Below are 22,899 nucleotides of genomic sequence, written 5' to 3' on the forward strand. Positions count from 1 at the left end.
AAAAAATGTCATTGCGAGTAGTGGAGTGACGAAGCAATCTCTTGTTCCCAAAAAACTTAAGATTGCTTCGCTGTCGCTAGCAATGACGGTATCAATGTAGATATTTTAATGAAACGCTATACTAGAAAACGGTGGTTTTTAGTTTGAGAAAGTTTTTAAAGGCTTAATTAATTTGGAGTAAAAATAGATGAAAACTCAGTTAGAACTTGCACGCGATGGTGTTATAACGGAAGCCATGAAAGAGGCTGCTGTATATGACGACGTCACCCCGGAATTTATCCGAGAAGGCATTGCAAAAGGACAGATCGTTATTTATGGAAATCCGAACAGAAAGGCGCGTGTGATTGGCATCGGCAAGGGACTCAAAACAAAGGTAAATGCCAGCATCGGCACTTCCCCCGATATTATTGACGCCGAGATGGAAGTGAAAAAGGCGCAAACCGCTGAAAAATACGGTGCGGATACACTGATGGAGCTTTCAACAGGCGGTGACTTGGTCAAAATCAGAAAACGGGTGTTGGACTCCATTTCTCTTACAGTAGGTACCGTGCCCCTTTACCAGGCGGCAATAGAAACCAATAAGAAAAAGGGTTCTGTAGTACACATGGAGGCTGATTTCCTCTTTGATGTTATAGAACAGCAGGCGGAAGAGGGTATTGGTTTTATGGCTATCCACTGCGGCATTAATTTAATCACCTTAGAGCGATTAAGAAGGCAAGGTTATCGTTATGGCGGCCTGGTGAGCCGCGGCGGTTCGTTTCTGACCGCATGGATGAATCATAATAAAAAAGAGAATCCCCTCTATGAACAGATCGACCGTCTTATTGATATTATGAAAAAACACGACGTTATTCTCAGCCTTGGAAATGGCTTACGGGCAGGAGCAGTTCATGACAGTACTGACCGCGCACAGATACAGGAACTTATTATCAATTCCGAAATTGCGGAATATGCCCAAAGCAAAGGGGTTCAAATTATCGTTGAAGGACCTGGACACATCCCCATCGATGAGATCGAGGCAAACGTTTTGATACAAAAACGACTCAGCAACAACGCCCCTTTCTACATGCTTGGCCCTATTACTACCGATATAGCCCCCGGATATGACCACATTTCATCTGCCATTGGCGCTGCCTTATCTTCACGTTACGGCGCAGACTTCATTTGCTACGTTACACCGCCTGAACACCTTGCCCTTCCAGGACCTGACGACGTGCGTGAAGGCGTTATGGCCGCTCGTATCGCCGCCCACGTAGGTGATATGGTAAAACTAAAAGACAAGGCGAAAAACTTAGACCTCAAAATGGGTATTGCACGCAGAGACCTCGACTGGAAGACTCAATACGAAACAGCCATCACCAAGGAACGTGCACAGGAAATTCGCAATAGCCGTCCTCCCATGGATGAGGATACATGCACAATGTGTGGCAGTCTGTGTTCACTCAAAGGTGTGATGAAATACTACGAAGAAGACCTGAATAAAAGCCGCAAGAAAAGCGCTGCCACTGCAGCATTTTGAACCTGAAGGTCAAAAGCATAACGATTTTTTGCTATCAGTCATAATTATCACTACAGCGACATATTATTCTTACGCCCTGCTCAATAATTATGCCTGGTATATTAATCCTGTCAGGGTTGTTTCGTTAATTATTGCAAATTTCAAAAGGATCTATTGCCTTGTCGATTGTCTTGCTCGAACACCCACGTTTAAATAATTCAGTCCGATGTGAGGAAGTAGTGAATGCCCCGTTATCAGCATGCCTGTTTACAGGATATATTGCCTCTGTTTTACGGGAAAACAAGCTTACGGTCGAAGTTGCCAATGCACATCTTTATGACTGGTCAATAGAAGAAACCATTACACATATCATCGCAAACAAACAATTACAGCTTCTGTGTGTCCATACCGTATATCTGTGGGAAAGGACCATGGATATATTTGATATGCTCTCAACACTGAAAACGGCGAATGAAGCCTTACACATCAATCTCTACGGTTATTTTCCCACGTTTGCTTATAAAAATATTCTTACTGATTATCCATTTGTTGATTCTGTGACGGTTGGCGAACCTGAATTTACAACCCTTGACCTTGCAAGAGGTATTGTATCGGGAAATCGTACTTCAACGGAAATCCAGGGAAGCAATACATTATTAAAAAAGAAGAGAAACCCCCTCTCTTGCCCCCCCCTTGCGAATCCGGGGAATGAGGTAAGAAGAAGTGTATTCCCTGATGGAATGAATATTGCCGGGCTTGCTTCCAAGGATAAAGACGGGAGGGTCGTTTTTACGCCCAGGCCTCCTATCCATAATTTAGACCAGCTACCCTATCCTTGCCGGCAGGATGTTACTCTCTGTCAGAAAAAGGGTATTGTTACGTATATACAAGGAAGCCGGGGATGTTACGGGCATTGTGCCTTTTGCTACCTGAATCCCTTTTATGAGCAAACAAGCCTATGGCGCGGCAGAAGCGCAAATAATATATTTGATGAAATCTTCAAATTACACACCAAATACTCTATTGAAAACTTCTATTTTTCAGATGCTAACTTTTTTGGCCCCGGGAAATATGGAAGTGAACGTGCGTCTGCCCTTGCGGATCTTATTCTTGCAAACGGTTTAAATATCCGATTCGGCTTTGAATGCCGCGTCAACGATATTGAAGAAAAAACAATAGAAAAACTGGTCATGGCAGGACTTGCCAATGTATTTCTTGGTCTGGAAAGCGGCGATGACAATTCTCTGAAACGATTTAAAAAACACACAACTTCTGAGGAAAATAAAAAGGCTATTCGTCTGTTAAGAAATTACGGAATAGAGCCAACCTTTGGTTTTATTATGTTTGAACCACATGCTACCATGCAAAGCATACGCAATAATTTTGAATTTCTGAAAGAAACAGGCATTATGACTTCACCAGCAGTCACCGCTCATTTGCTCCACCACAGGCAAACAGTTTTCCAGGGAACGCCTGCATATCAATCAATGATGCAATCGCAGACAAAACTTGATGACTCATTTTCACCCTATGAAATCTTTTATAAAATAAAGGATTTAAAGGCGGATGCATTTTCCGTAATTATTACAAACATATGCAAAGATATTTTAGCCCTCTTGCCTCATACCTTTGTTGAATGCAACGACATGTTATCGGATACCCGCTTTGATTATCCTTTATTAAAAAAATTAAACGACGCATTGATCACCGCATTTGAAGATATCCTGCATAAATTCGAAAGTGCCTCCATTGTTCCCAACGGTGAATATTTTCATTCCACACACAGGGAAATAATAAACGATATTCAATCATTACTGTTGCATGCAAATGCCTTACATGAGACCAAATGAATATAAATTCATCACTATCCTTTACCCCATTTTAAACAGGAACGATTCATGAATGAAATAAATCATTTACAATTTGAGTACTTACTTCAACTCAGCTCCGCCTACTGGAAGTCACAAGTACTATTTACCGCAATAGAATTAGATATCTTCACCGCCATTGGCAATAAACATTTAGCCGCAGAAGAACTCGCGCATAGCATTAATGCAAATGCAAAGGCAACGGAAAAGATACTCGACGCCCTTGTTTCACTCGATCTCCTTGTGAAACAGGAAAAGCTTTATCAAAATTCACCAATAGCGAATTCCTATCTCATCAAAGGGAAACCCTTTTACCAGGGTAACGCCATCCACCATTTTAACAATATCGCTGAAAACTGGACTATGCTGTCCCAAACGGTGAAAACTGGAGAGGCGGTCGTGTTAAAAGATTTGCCGGAAGAGGCAGACCCGCATGATTTAAAAGACTTTATTACCGCAATGCAAAATATTGCATCGGTAAAATCACACGATATATGCGCCACAATACCTTTAAAGAACCCTAGAAATATGCTTGATATTGCCGGAGGCCCGGGCACGTATTCCATCGAATTTGTAAAGAAATATCCTGAATTGCACGCGGTAATCTTTGACCTGAAACACGTAACAAAATTAACACATGATTTTATTCAGGCCGCAGGGTTACAGGAAAGGATAAAAGTACAGGCGGGAAACTGCCTTGAAGATGATTTTGGCACTAATTGTTACGACACAATTCTCGTTTCCAATTTATTACACATATACAACCCTGAGAATAATATAACAATACTCAAAAAATGCTGGAAGGCATTGCAAAATGAGGGCACGTTAATTATTCATGAATTTGTTCTTGATGAAACAAAAACACATCCTCAGTTTGCCGCACTTTTTAGTCTTAATATGCTCATCGGTACACAGGAAGGGGCGTCTTATAGCGAGACAGAGTATCGTTCCTGGCTGAAAACAGTTGGTTGTAACAAAATCACACGCACCGATCTGCAATCAAACTCTTCGTTAATTATTGGCAAAAAATAAACAATCGTAATGACCGAATAAAATAAAGTAACGGATTTCATCCTCCTTCACAAGCAACAGTTCATGGAGGGCTCATAATAAAAAAGAATTGCAAAAACGTTTTTATGACCAATAAGGGCAAAAACGTTACTGGTTCAAATTACTTGAAATAAGTCCTTTTATTTGATAACTTAGCACACATTTTCCCGCGATTTATACTATTGTTTTAAATTACATGTATGAATAGTGAATTTTTGTAGCAATTTAGTTTTTTTCGAAAAATTCCGATAATAGGGATGTTTGTCACATATCGTAGAATTTTTTTAAATGGGCAATCCATCTAACACTTTTATCAAGAAGAAAGGAGAAAGTAGAAAGTAGAGATTTACCACTGATTACTAGCTATTTTATTTTGTTTTACCGCTTATTTATCATAAGGAAAGGGGAATTTGATGATAAAAAAACGCTTTTTAGGGCTACCTTTAGTATCTGTTTTACTTTTTACAATGACATTCTTATGTATAAACGATCATATCGCTTATGGTCAATTGCCACAGCCAACAAGAACTCAGCCTCAACCAGGATTTTCTCCAAGGCCTCAGCCTACTGGCACTCAGCCGCAACCAGGATTTTCTCCAAGGCCTAGGCCTACTGGCACACAGCCTCAACCGGGATTTTCTCCACGACCTCAGCCTACTGGCACTCAGCCTCAACCGGGATTCTCTCCACGGCCTCAGCCTACTGGCACTCAGCCGCAACCAGGATTTTCTCCAAGGCCTAGGCCTACTGGCACTCAGCCTCAACCGGGATTCTCTCCACGGCCTCGGCCTACAGGCACCCAGCCTCAACCAGCACCTACACCTGGTGTTGTAACTCCTCAAATATCGGGTGGATGGTCTCATTCGTTAGCACTAGACTCCGAAGGAAAGTTATGGGCGTGGGGACTTAATGAAGACGGGCAGTTGGGCGATGGCACAAACGACAGCCAAACAACCCCTGTAGCTGTTCAAATAAATGCTCTTACTACCATTACTGCCGTAGATTGTGGTGGAGATCATAGTATGGCGCTTGACTCACTCGGCAGAGTTTGGGCATGGGGTTATAACGGTGACGGAGAGCTTGGCGGTGGAACAACGGAGAATAACAGTAATGTTCCCGTTCCCGTTCCCGTACCTAACCTTACCGATATAATTGCCATTTCTGCCGGAGGCGAATACAGTATTGCTTTATCATCTGACGGTTCTGTTTTAACATGGGGTGCAAACAGTGACGGGCAGCTCGGCAATGGCAATACTGACCAGAATAGCGTTCCTACTAAAATAAGCAGCCTACCATTGATGAAAGGAATTTCTGCCGGAGAAGCTCATAGTCTTGCCGTAACAGAAGACGGCTTTGTTTATGCCTGGGGATTAAATGATGAAGGGCAAATTGGCAATGGCGAAAAGAGCGCGGACAATCCTGTTTTAAATCCTGTACAAGTTCAAGGATTGACTGATATTGATGCAGTTTGCGCAGGAGCCACATTCAGTTTGGCGCTCGGCATTGACGGAAGGGTATGGGCATGGGGACTTAATGATGAAGGACAATTAGGTGATGGCACGAATACCAACAGCACCACACCCGTAGAAGTTACAAACCTTGCAAAAATTTCCGCAGTTGCCTGTGGAAGTGACCACAGCCTTGCAATACGAAATGGCAAAGTAAAATCCTGGGGATTAAACGATGAAGGACAGCTTGGCGACGGTTCAACGAGAAGCAGTTCTGCACCTCTTGACGTTACCGGTTTGTCGGACATCGTATATGTTGCAGCAGGAGAATCTCATAGCCTGGCAATCACCTCAAAAGGCAACATATATGTGTGGGGATTAAATGGAGATGGTCAATTGGGCGATGGGACGAACAGGAGCAGCAGGACGCCAAAAACGATTGATTTGAATCTCGGCGTGACTGCAGTTGAAGGTCCCGGGGAATGCGAAACAGACGACATTGAAGCAGACCCAAAAAAGTTAAAGCTCAAAGTCGGAAAAAGCACAGAAGTAACATTAACATTAACGGGAGAAGATGGTTGTCTGGTTGAAGGAGAAAGTATTACGGTAAAACTGAATTCATCCGGAAAACGACGTGTTTCTATCTCTCCGAGCAAGCTAACATCAGACGAAAATGGCAATGCATCCTTTACCGCTACCGCAAATGCGAAAGGCAAAGCCAAGATCACTGCCAAAGCCGGCAGCAGTAAGGTGAAAATAAAGGTAAAAGTTAAGGAATAACCGTTTTACCTTGCAAGTAATTTAAAAAAGGGGTATTTCATTTAAAATGAAATACCCCTTTTTGTTTATGCCTTTTCTCCAAATAATCTCTAAACAGACAGATTTTTAATCTGCATCATGATTTCATTCGTGATTTCAACCACTCTTTCCCTGTCATCCTTCCCTATTCCCACATTCTCAAAAGTAACGGGTAGTCCAAAGTATATTTTAATTTTTGTTCTTTTGGGTATCTTTGCCCCTTTTGGTAATGCTTCATATGTACCTGCTATGAATGCAGGCACAACCGGGGCGCCACTTTTAAGCACAAAGAAACCTATGCCCGGGTTTCCCGGTTGCAATATTCCTTCCTTACTAACGCCGCCTTCCGGAAAAATCCCTAAAACACCTTTTTTTTTAAGCACACCTAACCCCTCTCTTATTGAAGAAGTATTTGGTCCGCTCTGCCGCACACAAATACAATGTAACAACTTGAAAAACCATTTCAACTTCCCTTCATAATACAACTCGGTCATTAAAAACGAAATACGCCTCGAAAACATTGCCTGAAGCACAATTGGGTCCATATAGCTGAAATGATTTGCCGCAACGATAAGCGGGCCGGTACGAGGTATGTAATCCTTATTTACCGATTCTATCTGATAAATTGCCTTTAACAAAACAATACCCAGGAGCTTTAAAATCAGGAAAAAACACTCGTTTAAAATACTCACATCCTCTCTCTTTCTCCTTAGTAAAATAATCTTTTTAAAAAAATCGCGGTATTTGCCGCATATTGTAGTGGCGAAGCATTTGCTATAAATTGTCATAAATGCATTCATACCCAAACGGGCAAATGCTTCGCCCCTACTTTTTCAAAAAACTAAATTATCACAAAGTGTTACTTTTTTTAAAAAAATCTTTTAAAAACACCGCATAAAACAGTAAATAGAGCGCTGCATTGCATCTTATAAAGCGATATTGTATCATTTGGATATATTCAATCTACTTAATTAAATGCTTAAGCAGCCCAATCTTTTCGCTAGGCAAAGAACAAACCCAAACCCACTTTTTCAAAAAACTAAATTATCACTGGAAAATCAGATAATGTATGAACCTATTGATCGTAAAATACGGGAGTTAGCGGTATCGGAACAACACAAAAATATTGTGCTTACCGCCGGTGCAGGAACGGGGAAAACAACTATCCTCGTACAAAGGATACTCCACCTGCTTCTGGCACATAAAAGCCTCCAATCCGAAGAAAGCCCTATTCTAAAAATTATTGCGTTAACCTTTACAGAAAAGGCGGCAAGTGAAATGAAAATCCGTCTTATGGAGGAACTGGAAAAAATCGTGGCCGCAATGAAAGGTATATGCAGACCAGAAGAAAGCTCACAAGTCAATAATTTTATCTCCGACTTGCAAACCACTTATCACACGACATACAGTGAGATTGAACGCCGGGCAGTACAATCTCTGGCAGATATGGACAAGGCTATGATTTGTACAATTCACAGTTTTGCCGCATATATTTTACGCATGTTTCCGATAGAATCGGGAGTAGCGCCAGGTTTCACCGTTGATGAAGGGTCTGTATTCGAAGATCTTTTTGAGAAAGAATGGTCTGACTGGCTGGAACTGGAATTGTCGCTTACCTCAAAAAATACCGTAACATGGAAAAATGTGCTAACGAGAACCGAGCTGGAAACAATTAAGTCGTTTGCAAAACGTTTATCAGATTTTACGATTCCCTTGGATACGCTGACACAGAAAACCGGCGATCCCGCAGTTCTTGATGTTTTATTAAATTCCTATTGCGACAGTATCAACGCCCTTCTCCTAAAATGCGGGAAACCGGACAATAAACTCTTATTACAACTACAGGAATTTCTTACTATTTTTAATGAACTAAAAACCCAAGGCTTTCATTACTTAAGCAGTTTACATTATAACTTCGGGAAAACAATCTCTAAGGCGAAAAGCGGTTGGGAGGAAGCAGATGTACTTGTTGCGCAGGACATTGTTAAAAAATGCCGTATTCTTTTAAGAAAATTGCAACGTGTTGACGAATCTTTCATTACTACGGCGCTAAACCTTGTTTTGCCATTTTGCAAAACCTTTCGACAAACATATCTGTCCCAGGGATACATCTCATTTGACGGGCTTCTTACCCTTGCCAGAAATTTGCTGCAAAACAACGCTTATCGCTCTATAAGGACATCGCTCAAAAAGAATTTTTCGGCAATCCTCGTGGATGAATTTCAGGATACAGATCCCATCCAATACGATATCATCCTCTTTCTTTCCGAAATGGTAAACCACCACAGCGACACCATACACGGTATTCCACTTGAACCCGGGAAACTCTTTATCGTTGGAGACCCGAAACAATCTATTTACTCCTTTCGCAGGGCGGATATCGAAGCATACGAACACGTTGTCAAACAAATTTGTAATAATGAAGCGCCTCTCAGTCTGCTGGAAAATTTTAGAAGCCATTCCGGTATTGTAAACGCAGTAAACGATCTTTTCGGTGAAAAAATAATTACCGAACAACAAGGGTTACAACCCAAATACATTCCTATTCATGCAAAACGCATTCAGTCAGACCCCTTTCAAAGAATTGAAATTATCAGTGTTTCTGATACAAATGGAGAAGAACTGACTGCAGAAGCGGCAAGAGAGGCTGAAGCGGATTGGATAGCAAAATGGATAAAAAATAATGTCTTTTACGACAATGGAGGAGATACGTCTGCCGATGCTGCTACCTCTTACAAATTGAAATATAAAGACATCGCCTTGCTTTTGCGTTCATTTACACAGATACGGCCCTATGTTGAATCATTTAAAGAACATGACATACCGTTTATTGCAGAAGGGGAGAAATATTTTTATACCACCCAGGAAGTTATTGATTTTATGAATCTTTTGCGGACGATTGAAAACCCTTATGATACCATCGCCCTGGTGGGTACCTTACGTTCGCCCTTCGCCGGTTTGACGGATAATGAAATATATCTCCTCAAGATAAATGACCTTCTCGATTATCGCAAAACAATTTCAGATAACATTGACATAGACGCGACTATAGGCGACTTTTACTCATTTCTCAGGAAATATAATGTACGTTCGCGGATTATACCCGTCTCTCACCTCATTTCAGAAATCATCAATGATCCCCGCTTTGCCGGCATAACAGCAAGCGCATGGCAGGGAGAACAAAAACTTGCGAACCTTAAGAAATTTTACCGGACAGCATGCAAGTTGGAGCAAATTCAGGGTATTTCACTTAAACATTTTATAAACAATATGAAAAAATACATCGATGAGGCAAGAGAAGAAGGAGAAAGCCCGCTTTCCGATGAGACACTAGATGTGGTAAAAATCCTTACTATCCATAAATCAAAAGGGTTGGAATTCCCTGTTGTAATTCTGGGCAATCTGCACGGTGAAGCAAAAAAGGAGAATGAGACCCTGGATTCCGTCGCATTTGACTGGAACACCTCCACCACGGGAATAGTACTTGGCAAAGGGGAGCAACAACTGAGGAATCTGCAGAGCATCATTCTTGAAAACAAAATAAATGAACGTACGTGGGAAGAAGAAAAACGGGTCTTGTATGTCGCCATGACAAGGGCTAAGGAACGGCTGATTCTCACCGGTGCATTAAAGGATAACGACAAATCTTATATTGGATTAATTATGAAATCTTTATCTGATGCGTATGACATATCGCTTAACAACGAACCCGAAACGCCTTCCGGCCATGTCAGGAAAATAGTTTTTGGAAATAGCGAAATATTTCTTGAAAATTTCAACTATACCGGCGCGAGACGCTTTGTTTCAAAAACCGCAGAAAAAACGTGGGATATTGACTGGAATTCATTTGTCCGAATATGGAATGACCGGAAACAATCAATGTTTGCAGAAACAGAAAAACCATTATTTACTTCTCCTTCTGCTTTAAGTGAAGAAATATCACCAGTGCACTATGAAACTCCCACACACAACAAACACATTGATTCTGCGGAAATACAGCAGGAATATGCCGCTGCAATTGGTTCTTTATGCCATCAGATTTTAGAGAAATGGGACTTTCAGGGAACGTTGCAGGCACTTTATGATTTGATAACATCTTCAGTCACAATACATTTCACCAATGCAAGCCTTCACCACACGATAATTCATCTTATAAAAACAGAAGCTGTTACTATACTTACTGCTTTTTTTCATTCGAAGGCATACAATGAACTAAAGAATGCAAGGATACTTGGACGTGAAATACCAATACTTCTGCATTGGGAAGGGCAAATAATGAGAGGTACAATTGATATTATTTATGAATTTGAAAATCAAATAATTATCGCCGATTATAAGACAGACTACGCTTCATCGATTGAGGATAACCCTGCTCTAACAAACACCTGCCATGAAGAAGATGCATTCAGTAATGCGGAAAAAATAAACATGAATATTTCCTCTCCAACATACACGCCCAAATACCATCACCAAAAAACCATTTATACGGAAGCGGTAAAACGTTGTCTTAAAATTAACAATCCTCTATTTAAACTCATTTTCCTGCGAAACGGAACGTCTGTATTCATTTGACGCTTCAAAAGGACACGAGTTTTGTAACTTCTCAAAAAGTTGTAGTAGTTGCAGTTGGTAGAAGGTAGAAGGGGAAATTCATTGAGGGACAAGTTTTGCCTCCATTAACTCCGCACTTCAGTGCGAAGATACCGTAAAATACCCCGGCGTTAGTCATGACTTTCAGCTATGCCGTAACCCTGACAGGATTTTCAAGCCCTGTCAGGATTAAAACCGGCAATTACTTATTCATTAAAACGCATTTGGTTAACGTTGCTTTCGTGCTCGCACCCAAACTCCTGTTTGGGAACGTAATTGCACTGGAAACTACATTCGTGGGTTCAGGCTTCGTCTGGAATTCAGGCAAACGGTTGCAAACCTGAACCCACCGGGAGTCGTGTAATGTTTACGCCGAATAGTAACTATTTATTTCTTCTTTTTTGCACTTGGTTTTGCAGTTGCCTTTGATTGTGTTTTCGGTTTTGCTTTTGGTTGTTGTTGTGATTTTGCTTGTGGTTTTGTTTTTACAGCTTTTTTTGTAACGGTTGTTCCTGTTTTTTTCTTTTCTTTTGCTAATGGCGCAGGATTACAGAGTTGGTCCCGTTTGGAAGCAATGCGACCGCAGGAATTACATACATATTTAAGTGTCACAAGCTTAGGCGCACACACATGGCGCGGGTCGCTGGTTAACGCACCGCAATAATAACATGCTATCGCCCTTTGCATCTCGATAGGTTTACATAAATGCCCTTTGTTCGTTGTCGTCATACCACACGTTTCACACGTATAAACAGCCATAATTCTCCTCCTATATCTGACCTTTTTTCGATCTATAATAAGTTAAAAGATATTGATAAACTTCATCCTCTGTCGCAAATACTTTTTTCAAATAAGAAACAGCCTCTTCAATATTTCCCTTCTCTAAAAATATTAAACCAATATTTCCATAAGCAGCAGTGAGATTCTCATCAAACAGAATAGCTTTTTTATATTCTTTTATCGCTTCATCATACTCTCCTTTCCGGTAGTAAACAGTCCCTATATTATTTCGCAAAACGGCATTTTCAAGGTCTTCCGCAATCAACGCCTTATACTCATTTATTGCTTCTTTGTAGTTGCCGTTGTTTTTATATGCCAAAGCAAGCGCAGTATGTATTTGTTTATTTGATGGATATTCATTCATTGCATCTCTATATGTCAAAATTGCCTTGTCATATTCCGTTACACCCATAAACCTATTGCCCCGCATTAACAGGCGTGTTTCATGCGGTGTTATCGTCCCCCAACACCATACAAACGTTAACAATAGCATCAAACTCAATACCAGAAAACTTCTATTTTGCGGAGTAAATTCTGTTATTGTTATACGCTTCTTCTCAACTATTTTTACTATCATCACGGCAAAACATAATCCCCATACAGCGCCAAGCAACGTTTGGAAACTACCAAGATACTTTTGTGTATAAAATGCCGTGATTATTCCGCAAAAGACAAGAAACAACTCAACGTATATACTATAATTGCCCGATTCAGGAATCAACCATCTGAACTTACGGGTCAAAGACAAGGCGCTCATGCCGGATTTGTAACCTAATGTCCCGTTTTTACATGCATCCTTACACGAAAGGCAGCGTATACAATTTGCATTGACAACCGCGCTATGCTTGGCAATCTCTTCGTGTACCGTTATTCCCATAATACAATTTCTCGTGCAATTCATACATCCGGTACATTCCCTGATTTTCCTTATCCGCCAAAAACTAATATTCTCAAATAGTGCAAGCAGAGGAGCCCATGGGCACACGTATCTGCAGAATGCCCTTGATCCCATAAGATAAATGAAGAGAAAGGCGTCAAATAAGAGAAAGGATGCAATAATAGCAGGGCTTCGGGGGAGGTCTGACGTCATAACCTGCGTATCACTGATATTAATATGAAACTGAGGAATGCCATAAATATACCAGAATTCAAAAATGGCAGTTATCGTTTTCAGGAGAAATACATACTGTATGATATTTGCTCTGGAATGAATAATTGAGGGATTTATTCCACACTTATTAAGCACCCGTAAAGCAAATTCCTGGAAAAAAGCAAAGTGGCATCCCCATCCACAGAATACCCTTCCAAAAAACACTGTTATTAATACAATAATAATAAAAAAAGCGGCGGCGGAATTCAGCAGGCCAAAACCTAAAAGGGTGACAATACCATTCATGCTAAAGGTTCCTACCTTCTGAAATCCATATTTATACCACAGCAGAATATGGACTATTATGAATACATTTATTGAAAATAGTACAATTAACCTTTTTTTATTGATATTCATAACATGATAAAATCAACCAAACGAATAATATCTTTTGAAGATTACTATTTTTAGGCGTGAGGGTAGAGGCTTGCCGTATGACGAAGATTTGAAACATTCGGGGGAGGCAACTGTAAAGAGGCCTTTTGAACTTTATCATCAAAGACCTCTTTATTGGTTAACTTCATAATATACCCCCAAGGGGATTTGAACCCCTGTCTCCAGGCTGAGAACCTGGCATCCTGGGCCTCTAGACGATGGGGGCGCTTCAGGTCAAAATATCATTGTCAAAATAATATGTCGGAAAACGAATAGCTTACAAACTTACAACATTTATTTTCTTATGTCAACAAAATTCATCCTGTTGCCTGAAATTCCTTTCTCTGATTCAAAAAGAAACCCTTCTCCCCGATTTTGTGATTGCAGTTTTTCCAAAATCGGGCATCTTTCCTAATGCCTCTGCGTTAAAAACCGGTCCGTCAATACATATTCGCTGCCCACTACAGTCGCATTGGCCGCAAATGCCAAACCCACATTTAATATATCTTTCAATTGATACTTCACAATCAATATGGCGTTCATTGCATAATTCGAATATTTTGTACAACATTTTTTCAGGACCGCATGCATATATCTTTTTATAATTATGTTGCCCTGTTAATTCTCTCAACAAATCAACCGTTGTTCCTCTGTAACCAAAAGAACCATCATCTGTACATAATTTCATCTCTCTGAAGCGATGTTGAAAAAGCAATTCCGGCATAGTCCTTGCCCCCTGAATGATTGTCGTATTTTTCTGCATATCCGCTAAACACGCAATAGAAGCCATTCCAATACCACCGCCTACAATACACGTAGCCGCATTGTTTTCAGGCAAGCCATATCCCATGCCATACGGCCCCCTGATACCTATTTGATCTCCCTTTTTCTTTGTATGCAAGGTTTTTGTAAATTCACCTCTTTTTAATACAGTTATCCCGGCAACATTTCCATCAATATAGGAAATAGTAAATGGTTTCTCGTCATTTAGCGGAACCCAAACCATAATAAACTGCCCCGGCTCATACTGTCCGGCATACTCAAAGAAAAACGTTTTTACGTTTGGAGTCTCATCTATGATATCGTATATTTTTACCATTTTTGGCTGTTCAATCATGGGCAACACCTACAAGCTCATTAATAGTGTTATACCCGTTTTCAATCATCCACTGCTTCATTTCAGCGCACACCTTGCTGAAAACATTAATTCCTCTTGTGTAAACGCCGGTTCCAATGCCAACAGCCGAAGCCCCTGCCATCATCATCTCTATCGCGTGCCTTCCTGTGGATATGCCCCCTACTCCGATAATTGGAATTTTCACCGCCTGGTAAACGTCATACACACAACGTACGGCAATCGGCCGCAAGGCGTCCCCGGTGACGCCCCCGACCTTAAACCCTAACACAGGTTTCTTTGATTCAATATTAATTACCATTCCAGGACCCATTGAATTCACGGCGGTAATGCCGTTTGCCCCTGCATCCTCTGCTGCTTTTGCAATTGAGGTGATTTCAGGCACGTTTGGTGATATTTTCACAAATATAGGCACATTTGTTTTTCGTCTCACCGCATAGGTTATTTCGTAGGTAGCCTTTGGAGTTCCCTGTCCGGACAGAAGGCCAAAACCAGGAGTATGAGGACAAGAAAGCGGTATTTCGATAGCGGAAAACCCGGATGCTGACAGCCCCTCTGCAACCTCAATGAAATCATCCGTACAGGTTCCAATAATACTGGCAATTACAGGAACGCCTATTTCATTAAGGTTCGAATATTCGATACGTGCGGCCTCAACACCAGGGTTCGAATATCCTACGGCATTTAACATTCCCGCCTCGTAGGTAATAACCGTCGGATTATGATGGCCTTCCCTTGAATCCTTACTTACGGATTTAATCGTTACCGCACCGGCTCCACTTTCTGCCACTCGTTTTAATAATGTCTTTGTGGTTCCCAGTATTCCCGAAGCCAGCACCGTTGGATTCGACAATCGCATACTACACAAATTTATTGATAATGTTACCTCTGTCATTTTACCAGTCGCCTTTTAAGGTTGCGATGAATTCTCTTAACTTGCATACCCGCATCTCAACTTCTGCATAATACCCCATGCCAAAAATGCCTGACAAACCATTATGAGCAACAATAATATCAAGGTTTCTTTCCAGAAAATCAGGCAGACCATTAGGGTCATACCCTGCATTACAGGCATAGAACACCCCTTTTGTATCCGCCTCTGCCTCAAACTCCCTGAGATGGTTTTCCAACGATAACGCTGCAACCTCATCCCAATTAGCATTATTTTGCTGTGAGAAAACATTCTTAAGTTCCCGGTAAAATTTTGATGCATGCCTCAGTGATAAATGTGCAATTTCATGACCTATAATACAAGCCAACTCATTTTCATTTTTCGTTAATTGTAACAAGCCTTTTGTAATATAGATATGCCCGCAGGAAGAAGAGAAAGCATTGATAGAATAGGATTGAATTATACTGCAAATGTACGGAAGGGTTTTTCTCTCTGAAACTGCAACGATTGATTGTGTAATATCATTTATTTTTTTATTCAGTTCTGCATCTGTATCAAAATGACATCCACGGCTTAAATATTCATCAACTTTCCTGCCAAGCTCTATCTCTTCTTCTTCGCTCAATCCAGTATTATCACCGTTCAGTTGCCATTCGTCATTCGCAAAACAGCATACACCGGAGAAGAAAATAGCATCTGCTACCAAAAGAATAAAAATGGCAAAAAAGATTCTTTTCCATTCCATCGTATCATCTTACCGTAACTATTGTATGAGATTATCTGCGGGTGCGGGCTTGAAACTTAAACCTCATATTTTATGCTGTTTACCTCGCCCAAATGATTGTATTCCGGCATGATTGTTAATTATATCATTTATCATTTCAACAATTCCAAAAACTTTTTATTAAAAGAATCGTTAAATAGTTTGTTCTGCATTTCACGTGCAACCTCATACCAATCATCTATTAACATATCTTTTACTGTGCCTCTCAGTGTACATTGGAAACTTATTACCTGTTTATTTTCTTTTGTTGTAGCGGTATTTATCGAGACTATGGCATATCCGCCTATTTTTTCTACAGGCAGTGTGTATTTACTAAAAATATTATTAGGAGAATATATCCTGCCATTGTCGTTTATTGCTGGCAATATGATTTTCATAATCTTGTTTATCTCAGAAAGGTCATCAATATGTTCCTGCCAAAATATTCTATCCTGGTATGTTAATTCGCAAAACTTAACAGGAAATTCTGAATGCAGGTTATTTTGGATAAACGCTGCCAATTGTGCATATCTCTTGTAAATACTGGTAAAGCCGGGATAATCCTTCTCTCTTTCTTCATCTTTTTTAATCCAATTGAAGAATATTTTGTTAAATTGCAATTGTACCAGCCAATTTGTATCAATGGTGCTAAGCCGGTACAATACCGGCCCGGTATAATTATAATCAATTTTAGGCTCTAAACTGTAATCAACCATTTCAAGATCTTCCAATGGATTCCCATATCGAATTAGCGGATAATCATTTTTAAAAGCATTGATTATTTCATATATTAACCCGTTTTTCCCTAAAACGGGTTGTTTGAGAGTAATCCCCATAATTACTTCAGACAAAGGCGCCTTTGAATACGTATTATCCATATTTCACCATTTCTTAAAAACAAAAATTCAATACTAAAGTGTTACGTTTGTTTTTGTTATTCAGGATCACGACATGTGCAAAACCCGTCCCCTGCTATCACACATTTAAAACAGCAAGTGAATATCATTTAATCGGGAATTATACAATTGTTCAGGTTAAACTACGATGGTATTTTGTGAAATGGAGCGGGCGATGGGAATCGAACCCACATATCTAGCTTGGGAAGCTAGTATTCTACCACTGAATTACGCCCGCCTTAAAACCCTATGATATGTAATCTTGATTCGTTTAAATTTGGTTTTTGACTACTGTTTATTATCGTTGAAGCGTCACAAAGACTCCCCTGATACGCACCTCTTTTTTCCAACTCCTGTGTAATCATTGTTGTGATGCTCGACTTACCGGCTTTCCACACGGGAGATATAAGGAAGTTGCCATGAGTATCACCTACTAATCTTTGTATCGTAACATCCGGAGGTATACGTTCCAGAAAATCTGCAGCCAGCCGCACATATTCATGAATATCCAGGGTTGTCACATTCCCTTTAAAATATTCTTCAGCCAATGCGGTATTCTTTGCCACATACAGATGATGCAATTTGATCCCCTGTATACCCATCTCCGCAACCGCATCCGCGGTCTTCATCATATCATCGTCAGTCTCGAAGGGGAGTCCCAAGATAACATGAACGCATATATTTATGCAAGTTTTTTTTGTAAGGTTTATTGCTTCAACAAAAGATTTATAATCGTGCCCTCTGTTAATGCGCTTCAAAGTTTCTTCATGTATGGATTGAAGCCCGTATTCAATCCATACATGATATTTTTCCGTGTAGCTATTGATAAGATTTAAAATGTCCTCATTAACGCAATCAGGCCTGGTACCAATGGAAAGGCCAACTACATCACTGTCTGACAATGCCTCTTCATAGCATGCTTTTAGTGTATGAAAATCAGCATACGTGTTGGTAAACGATTGAAAGTAGGCGATAAATTTTTCAGCGCCATACCTTTGTTTTTGAAACGATTTCCCTTTTCTAATCTGTTCCGTTATCGATAAAGAAGGTTTCCTTACATTTGGACTAAAACTTTCATTCGCGCAATACGTACATCCGCCCACTCCGGACCGCCCATCCCGATTTGGGCAGGTAAAACCCGCATGAAGCGCTATTTTATGCACTTTGAAAGGAAACTGTTGTTTTAGATATTCGCCAAAAGAGAAAAATCGATATTTATACGAATAATCCGTTTGAGTCTTTAAAACAGACATTTTATTCATGCGGCAAATCTAACAAGAATATGAGGCATTATCAAATACAAAACATTCCGGCTCACTATTAAACTGTCAAAATTTCCAAAGGAAACGCTATTGATTGTAATTGTATCCGAATCTGTCTTATGAAAATATAAAAAAAGAGGGTTTAAAACCCTCTTTCTCTAATAAGTTATATTTTGTTTCTCTTGTGCAAAATACCCTTATTAACATTAATCCAAGCAATTATGTATCAATCTCTTATATTCCGAATATTCCATTTGCGCTTCTTCTTTCATCCCTTTTCGTTCGTATATAAGGGCTAAACCATAATGTGCTTTTGCAAAATTGGGGTCAATGCGAATCGTCTCTTCAAGCGCTCTGGCAGCCTCGTCCAATCTCCTGTCTTGTGAATATGCATTCCCCAGGTCAAAGTATATTTCAGGATTGTATGGATTTATTTCGATCGCCATCTGTAATGAAGTAATCGCTTCATCTAATGCCCTCTTATCTGAATAAGGGTTTTTTATATTATAATGTGCTGAAGCCGCTTTTTGAACTGAAGAAACGGCTTTAACAAGTGTTCGTTTATTTGCGTATGCCAAACCCAGCCTGTAATGAGCGTCGGCATTATCGGGGTCAAGTTTTACAACAGTTCGAAATTCTTCAATCGCATTATCAAATAATTTTTCATCAGAATATACAATTCCCAGGCTATAGTGCACCTGTGGATTCTTAGCATCGATTTCTATCGACTTTTTGTAAGAAGCCACAGCCCCATCAACGTTTCCCTTTTCATAAAATGTCAAACCAAGATGATAATGTGCCAGTGCGTGCCTGGGATTTATCTCTGTAACTTTGCTAAACGCATTCAACGCGTTATCAGGAAGTCCGTTATTCAGATATATTTGCCCCAGAAAAAAATGGGCATCGGTATAATTAGGATTTATCCCAACAGCATCTAACAGAGTTTGAATTGCTTCTTCAGTTTGATCGTTATTTACATAAACAACACCAAGATTGTACATTGTTTCAACGGCTTTTGGATTTATTTTCAGGGCGTTTTTGTATTCAGAAACAGCCTCGGAATATTCCCCCTGCACACGGTACACATCCCCAAGTTTCTCATGCGCCAGGAAACTATCGGTATCTAATTGCAGTGAAGAACTAAGGGTGGCTTTCGCATTATCCCACATTTCTTTTTCCATATAAAGCAACCCTAACTGAAGATATGCTTCTTTATATTTAGGATTTATTTCAACCGCTTTTACAAGTGCTGAAATCGCTTCGTCCAGCATTGTCCGGCTATTATATGCAATTGCAAGATTAAAATGCGCCTCTGCCAGCCCGGGATTAATGCGAATCGCTTTTTGGTAAGAACTAATTACTTCATCAGGCATATCCACCTTTGAACACCCGCATATGCCAAGAGAAACTAATACTGCCATTATTATCGGTCTGTAAAATGGCCATACTAGATTCTTTATCATTACAGATTCTCCCATAAAAGTGCTGTCAGTAAACTATTAAGCAAATACAATTACTTTGAGAATTGATTACACTTATATACCTACGCTAAAACCCGTTGCCCATTGAGAAAAAGAGTCAAACACTTATGCATTGGATTATTTATCATCTTAATGATTTGTTTTCTTACAAAGAAACCATGCTCTTTGCCGTTAGGTTTAAGGGAATATATCAAATAGCCTATATATTGTCAAATGTTTATTTTATAGCTATTTAGACAATTTAGAGGCTGTTATTCCCAACCAAGTTTTCTTATTTCTTTAATAGATCGAACAAACTCCTCAGACACTTTTGAAACCGAAATACTCTCCTTAAATCTCACACTAATATCATACAAAATTTCATCTTTTACCAGGTCTCTTTCGAATCCATAATGTTGCATTTCCATTGAATTTTTTCTCAATATTTCCAAAATCACTTCCAGGCACGATTGCGTGCCCGCGATACACAATTTTAATGTCTGATATTTATCCCGCCTTACGTTCTTTTCGAAAAAAGGCACAAAGAATAATGTGAAGAACACTATCACCGTTGTAATCAGCGCAGGGATAAAACAATTACTCCCTATCGCCAATCCAATGCCGGCGACCACCCATAAGGATGCCGCAGTAGTCAATCCCCTCACCGATGCCTTAAATCTCATAATTGTTCCTGCCCCTAAGAACCCAATACCAGTCACTACCTGAGCCGCTATCCTGGCAGGATCAATCCTAATGACCGAATCATCAGAATATATTTTATATTTTTCAAACATGTTTTCCGAAACCACCATCATTAACGTCACACCAACACATACCAGGATGTGTGTTCGTAATCCTGCCGGCCTACCCCTTGTTTCTCTTTCCCATCCGATAATTCCTCCTAAAATAACCGCCAGCAGGAGTTTTCCAATGGCAGTTTCAAATCCACTCAATATGCTTAAAATATGACACATAATCTCTCCTTATCTCCCAAAACACACCGTTTGTTTTCTTCGCTTATTGAACAACCTGGAATAACGCATGTTGTTATTTTTTACCGCGCATATAACTACAAAATATAATTACCCAATATCCTGTGGAAAATAAAGAATTCCTTCCAAAATTCCCCCTTAATAAAGGGGGATTGAGGGGGGTTGTTACCGCAAGATACCGGGTAATTACTACAAACTATACTCATCCTTATACTCTTCTGCAATTTCAGCAAATATATGCTTAATCTCTAAAAATGCATTCACGATAACCGGATCAAAGTGAGCGCCGGAACACGCTTCAATCTCTTTTACCGCTTCTTCATGCGTCCATGCCTGTTTGTAGGGACGCCTGCATCGCAAGGCGTCGTATGCATCCGCAAGGGCGATAATCTTTGCGTGCAATGGAATCTCCTCTCCGGCTAATCCTTGCGGATATCCAGTGCCATCAAATTTTTCATGATGCATATAAACTATGCCCGCCGCCATTTCCAGCATTGGTTTTCCCCTTAACAATTCATACCCCAAAAGTGTGTGATTTTTCATTATTTCATACTTTTTTTTAGTTAATCTTTTTTTATCAAGCAATATTGTATCAGGAATCCCCATTTTTCCAATATCGTGCAGTGGAGAAAACAGTTCGATATCTTCACAATATTTTTTCGGCATATCAAGATGTTCTGCGATTCTCCGTGAATACATACCAACACGTATTACATGCTTTTCCGACTCGTCGTCCCTCATTTCAGCAATGTCAGCTATAGCACGGTAAACATCCATGCGGATATTCACCTCATCTTTTGTTCTGTCCGTTACATCGAGTGGAAACCAAATATAGTTGATAATGTTGCCTTTTATATCAAAAATGCCATTAATTATCAAATGTACCCAGACAAGAGAACCCTCTTTTGATCTGTTTGGCAGTTCTCCTTCCCAAAACGCAATTTCGGGATTCGCAAGGGAATCCCATAGTTCTTTAAAAAACACTTCATACCCTTTTTCTGAAATACCCAAATCACCATAGACTGAACGGTCAGGATTAATAATATTGACATTTTCCCCTATCATTTCATCCTGCGAAAACCCGTATACCTTTTCAATAGCCGGATTAACAAATACCATCTTCCCCGCCGTATCAGTTATTATTATGCCTTGCATTGACTTGCATAGCACTTCAAAATAAAGCCTGCGTTCATTATTTGCCTTCGATAGATGTTTATCAATCTGATCTAAATCGATATTTGCCATTTCCAAATCACGTTCATATCTTCTAATAATAAAACCTGCAAATATATACGTTGCCAATCCCAATATAACCGATACCATAACGCCAATAATTACATGAGTATAGACAAAGCTTTTCAATTTTGTTTTTAACTCCGGGAAGTGCTGATGAACAAAAAGACGAATATCCGTATTATCAACCATAGACATTGCAACAATAGTAACGGCGTCTCCTTTATAGAAGACCCCTTCAAAGATATTATTATCGGCAAAATCCTGGTACCGGTATTTTTCAGGACTGTTTAATCTTGTAAAATAACCGTCATTTACATTGAGATTGCTTTTCAGTTCAAGACCTGGCATTGCGATGACTCTTCCTTCGCCATCCACAGCACAAACAAACCCTTTATTCGGGATTATAACTTCATTGCAAATATTCTGTATCAAGTGGATCTGCCTTGGCCTGGGCAATTCAGATAACATATACCTGGCAAAAGATTTTATAATCGTATTTGCTATGGTTTTATTATCCTGCACTATTTGATGCTTTAATTCGCGTAAAACAGATTTATACGACACGCCTACAAATAACGCAGCACCTATGAGTGCTATTAACAAAACACTACCCGACAAAATCCATTGCATCCTTAATTTCATAATTTGCGCCTTATTTTGCCTAAAAAACATTTTACGATGTACGAATTCTTCCCTCCCCCTTTTG

At 39.9% G+C, this 22,899-nt stretch carries 16 protein-coding genes and 2 tRNA genes; 5 read left to right on the forward strand and 13 right to left on the reverse strand.

Translation table 11 applies throughout. From position 1 onward, the window contains the following. Positions 1–187 precede the first annotated feature (187 nt). From thiC to KSMBR1_RS01960, 4 genes are all read left to right on the forward strand, one after another. A complete protein-coding gene (gene thiC, locus KSMBR1_RS01945) occupies positions 188–1,519 on the forward strand; it encodes a phosphomethylpyrimidine synthase ThiC (RefSeq protein WP_099323817.1) in 1,332 nt (443 codons plus the stop codon). 218 nt (positions 1,520–1,737) lie between these two features. Beyond that, complete coding sequence (locus KSMBR1_RS01950) at positions 1,738–3,348, forward strand: B12-binding domain-containing radical SAM protein (RefSeq protein ID WP_099323818.1); 1,611 nt, start codon at positions 1,738–1,740, stop codon at positions 3,346–3,348. A 48-nt stretch (positions 3,349–3,396) separates the two neighbouring features. Next, entirely contained in the window at positions 3,397–4,398 is a 1,002-nt protein-coding gene (locus KSMBR1_RS01955; RefSeq protein ID WP_099323819.1) for a methyltransferase, read from the forward strand. Positions 4,399–4,829: 431 nt separating this feature from the next. After that, positions 4,830–6,644 carry an RCC1 domain-containing protein gene (locus tag KSMBR1_RS01960; protein WP_099323820.1) on the forward strand — a complete coding sequence of 605 codons (1,815 nt, stop codon included), beginning with the start codon at positions 4,830–4,832 and terminating at the stop codon, positions 6,642–6,644. 89 nt (positions 6,645–6,733) lie between these two features. Here the strand turns inward: KSMBR1_RS01960 and KSMBR1_RS01965 are convergent, their stop codons facing one another. Continuing rightward, the gene (locus KSMBR1_RS01965; RefSeq protein ID WP_157820315.1) at positions 6,734–7,354 is read right to left on the reverse strand and encodes a lysophospholipid acyltransferase family protein; all 621 of its coding nucleotides are present in this window, start codon (positions 7,352–7,354) and stop codon (positions 6,734–6,736) included. Positions 7,355–7,727: 373 nt separating this feature from the next. On the opposite strand from KSMBR1_RS01965, the gene KSMBR1_RS01970 reads away from it, so the two are divergent. Then, the gene (locus tag KSMBR1_RS01970; RefSeq protein WP_169702854.1) at positions 7,728–11,234 is read left to right on the forward strand and encodes a UvrD-helicase domain-containing protein; all 3,507 of its coding nucleotides are present in this window, start codon (positions 7,728–7,730) and stop codon (positions 11,232–11,234) included. A 405-nt stretch (positions 11,235–11,639) separates the two neighbouring features. On the opposite strand, the gene KSMBR1_RS01980 is transcribed toward KSMBR1_RS01970, so the two are convergent. The 12 genes from KSMBR1_RS01980 to KSMBR1_RS02035 form a co-directional block, all read right to left on the reverse strand. Further along, on the reverse strand, positions 11,640–12,011 hold the full coding sequence (locus KSMBR1_RS01980; RefSeq protein ID WP_099323824.1) for a hypothetical protein: 372 nt from the start codon (positions 12,009–12,011) through the stop codon (positions 11,640–11,642). 10 nt (positions 12,012–12,021) lie between these two features. Further along, positions 12,022–13,539 (reverse strand): tetratricopeptide repeat protein, encoded by a 1,518-nt coding sequence (locus KSMBR1_RS01985; RefSeq protein ID WP_099323825.1) that lies wholly within the window; start codon positions 13,537–13,539, stop codon positions 12,022–12,024. Between the two features lie 171 nt (positions 13,540–13,710). Then, a tRNA-Glu gene (locus KSMBR1_RS01990) sits at positions 13,711–13,783 on the reverse strand. Between the two features lie 123 nt (positions 13,784–13,906). Next, positions 13,907–14,674, reverse strand: coding sequence for a dihydroorotate dehydrogenase electron transfer subunit (locus tag KSMBR1_RS01995; RefSeq protein ID WP_099323826.1), 768 nt, complete (start codon positions 14,672–14,674; stop codon positions 13,907–13,909). After that, the gene (locus KSMBR1_RS02000; RefSeq protein WP_099323827.1) at positions 14,667–15,587 is read right to left on the reverse strand and encodes a dihydroorotate dehydrogenase; all 921 of its coding nucleotides are present in this window, start codon (positions 15,585–15,587) and stop codon (positions 14,667–14,669) included. Before KSMBR1_RS02000 ends, KSMBR1_RS01995 begins: the two co-directional genes overlap by 8 nt. Before the next feature lies 1 nt (position 15,588). Then, entirely contained in the window at positions 15,589–16,329 is a 741-nt protein-coding gene (locus KSMBR1_RS02005; RefSeq protein ID WP_099323828.1) for a M48 family metalloprotease, read from the reverse strand. A gap of 131 nt (positions 16,330–16,460) precedes the next feature. Further along, entirely contained in the window at positions 16,461–17,225 is a 765-nt protein-coding gene (locus KSMBR1_RS02010) for a TIGR04255 family protein (RefSeq protein WP_099323829.1), read from the reverse strand. A 182-nt stretch (positions 17,226–17,407) separates the two neighbouring features. After that, a tRNA-Gly gene (locus KSMBR1_RS02015) sits at positions 17,408–17,481 on the reverse strand. A gap of 1 nt (position 17,482) precedes the next feature. Beyond that, the gene (mnmL, locus tag KSMBR1_RS02020; RefSeq protein WP_157820316.1) at positions 17,483–18,496 is read right to left on the reverse strand and encodes a tRNA modification radical SAM protein MnmL/YtqA; all 1,014 of its coding nucleotides are present in this window, start codon (positions 18,494–18,496) and stop codon (positions 17,483–17,485) included. A 215-nt stretch (positions 18,497–18,711) separates the two neighbouring features. Next, complete coding sequence (locus tag KSMBR1_RS02025) at positions 18,712–19,968, reverse strand: tetratricopeptide repeat protein (protein ID WP_164995153.1); 1,257 nt, start codon at positions 19,966–19,968, stop codon at positions 18,712–18,714. A 269-nt stretch (positions 19,969–20,237) separates the two neighbouring features. Next, positions 20,238–20,939 (reverse strand): MgtC/SapB family protein, encoded by a 702-nt coding sequence (locus KSMBR1_RS02030; RefSeq protein WP_099323832.1) that lies wholly within the window; start codon positions 20,937–20,939, stop codon positions 20,238–20,240. Positions 20,940–21,146: 207 nt separating this feature from the next. Then, complete coding sequence (locus tag KSMBR1_RS02035; protein ID WP_164995154.1) at positions 21,147–22,835, reverse strand: HD domain-containing phosphohydrolase; 1,689 nt, start codon at positions 22,833–22,835, stop codon at positions 21,147–21,149. Positions 22,836–22,899: the final 64 nt, after the last annotated feature.

The organism is Candidatus Kuenenia stuttgartiensis (assembly GCF_900232105.1).
GTDB lineage: Bacteria > Planctomycetota > Brocadiia > Brocadiales > Brocadiaceae > Kuenenia > Kuenenia stuttgartiensis_A.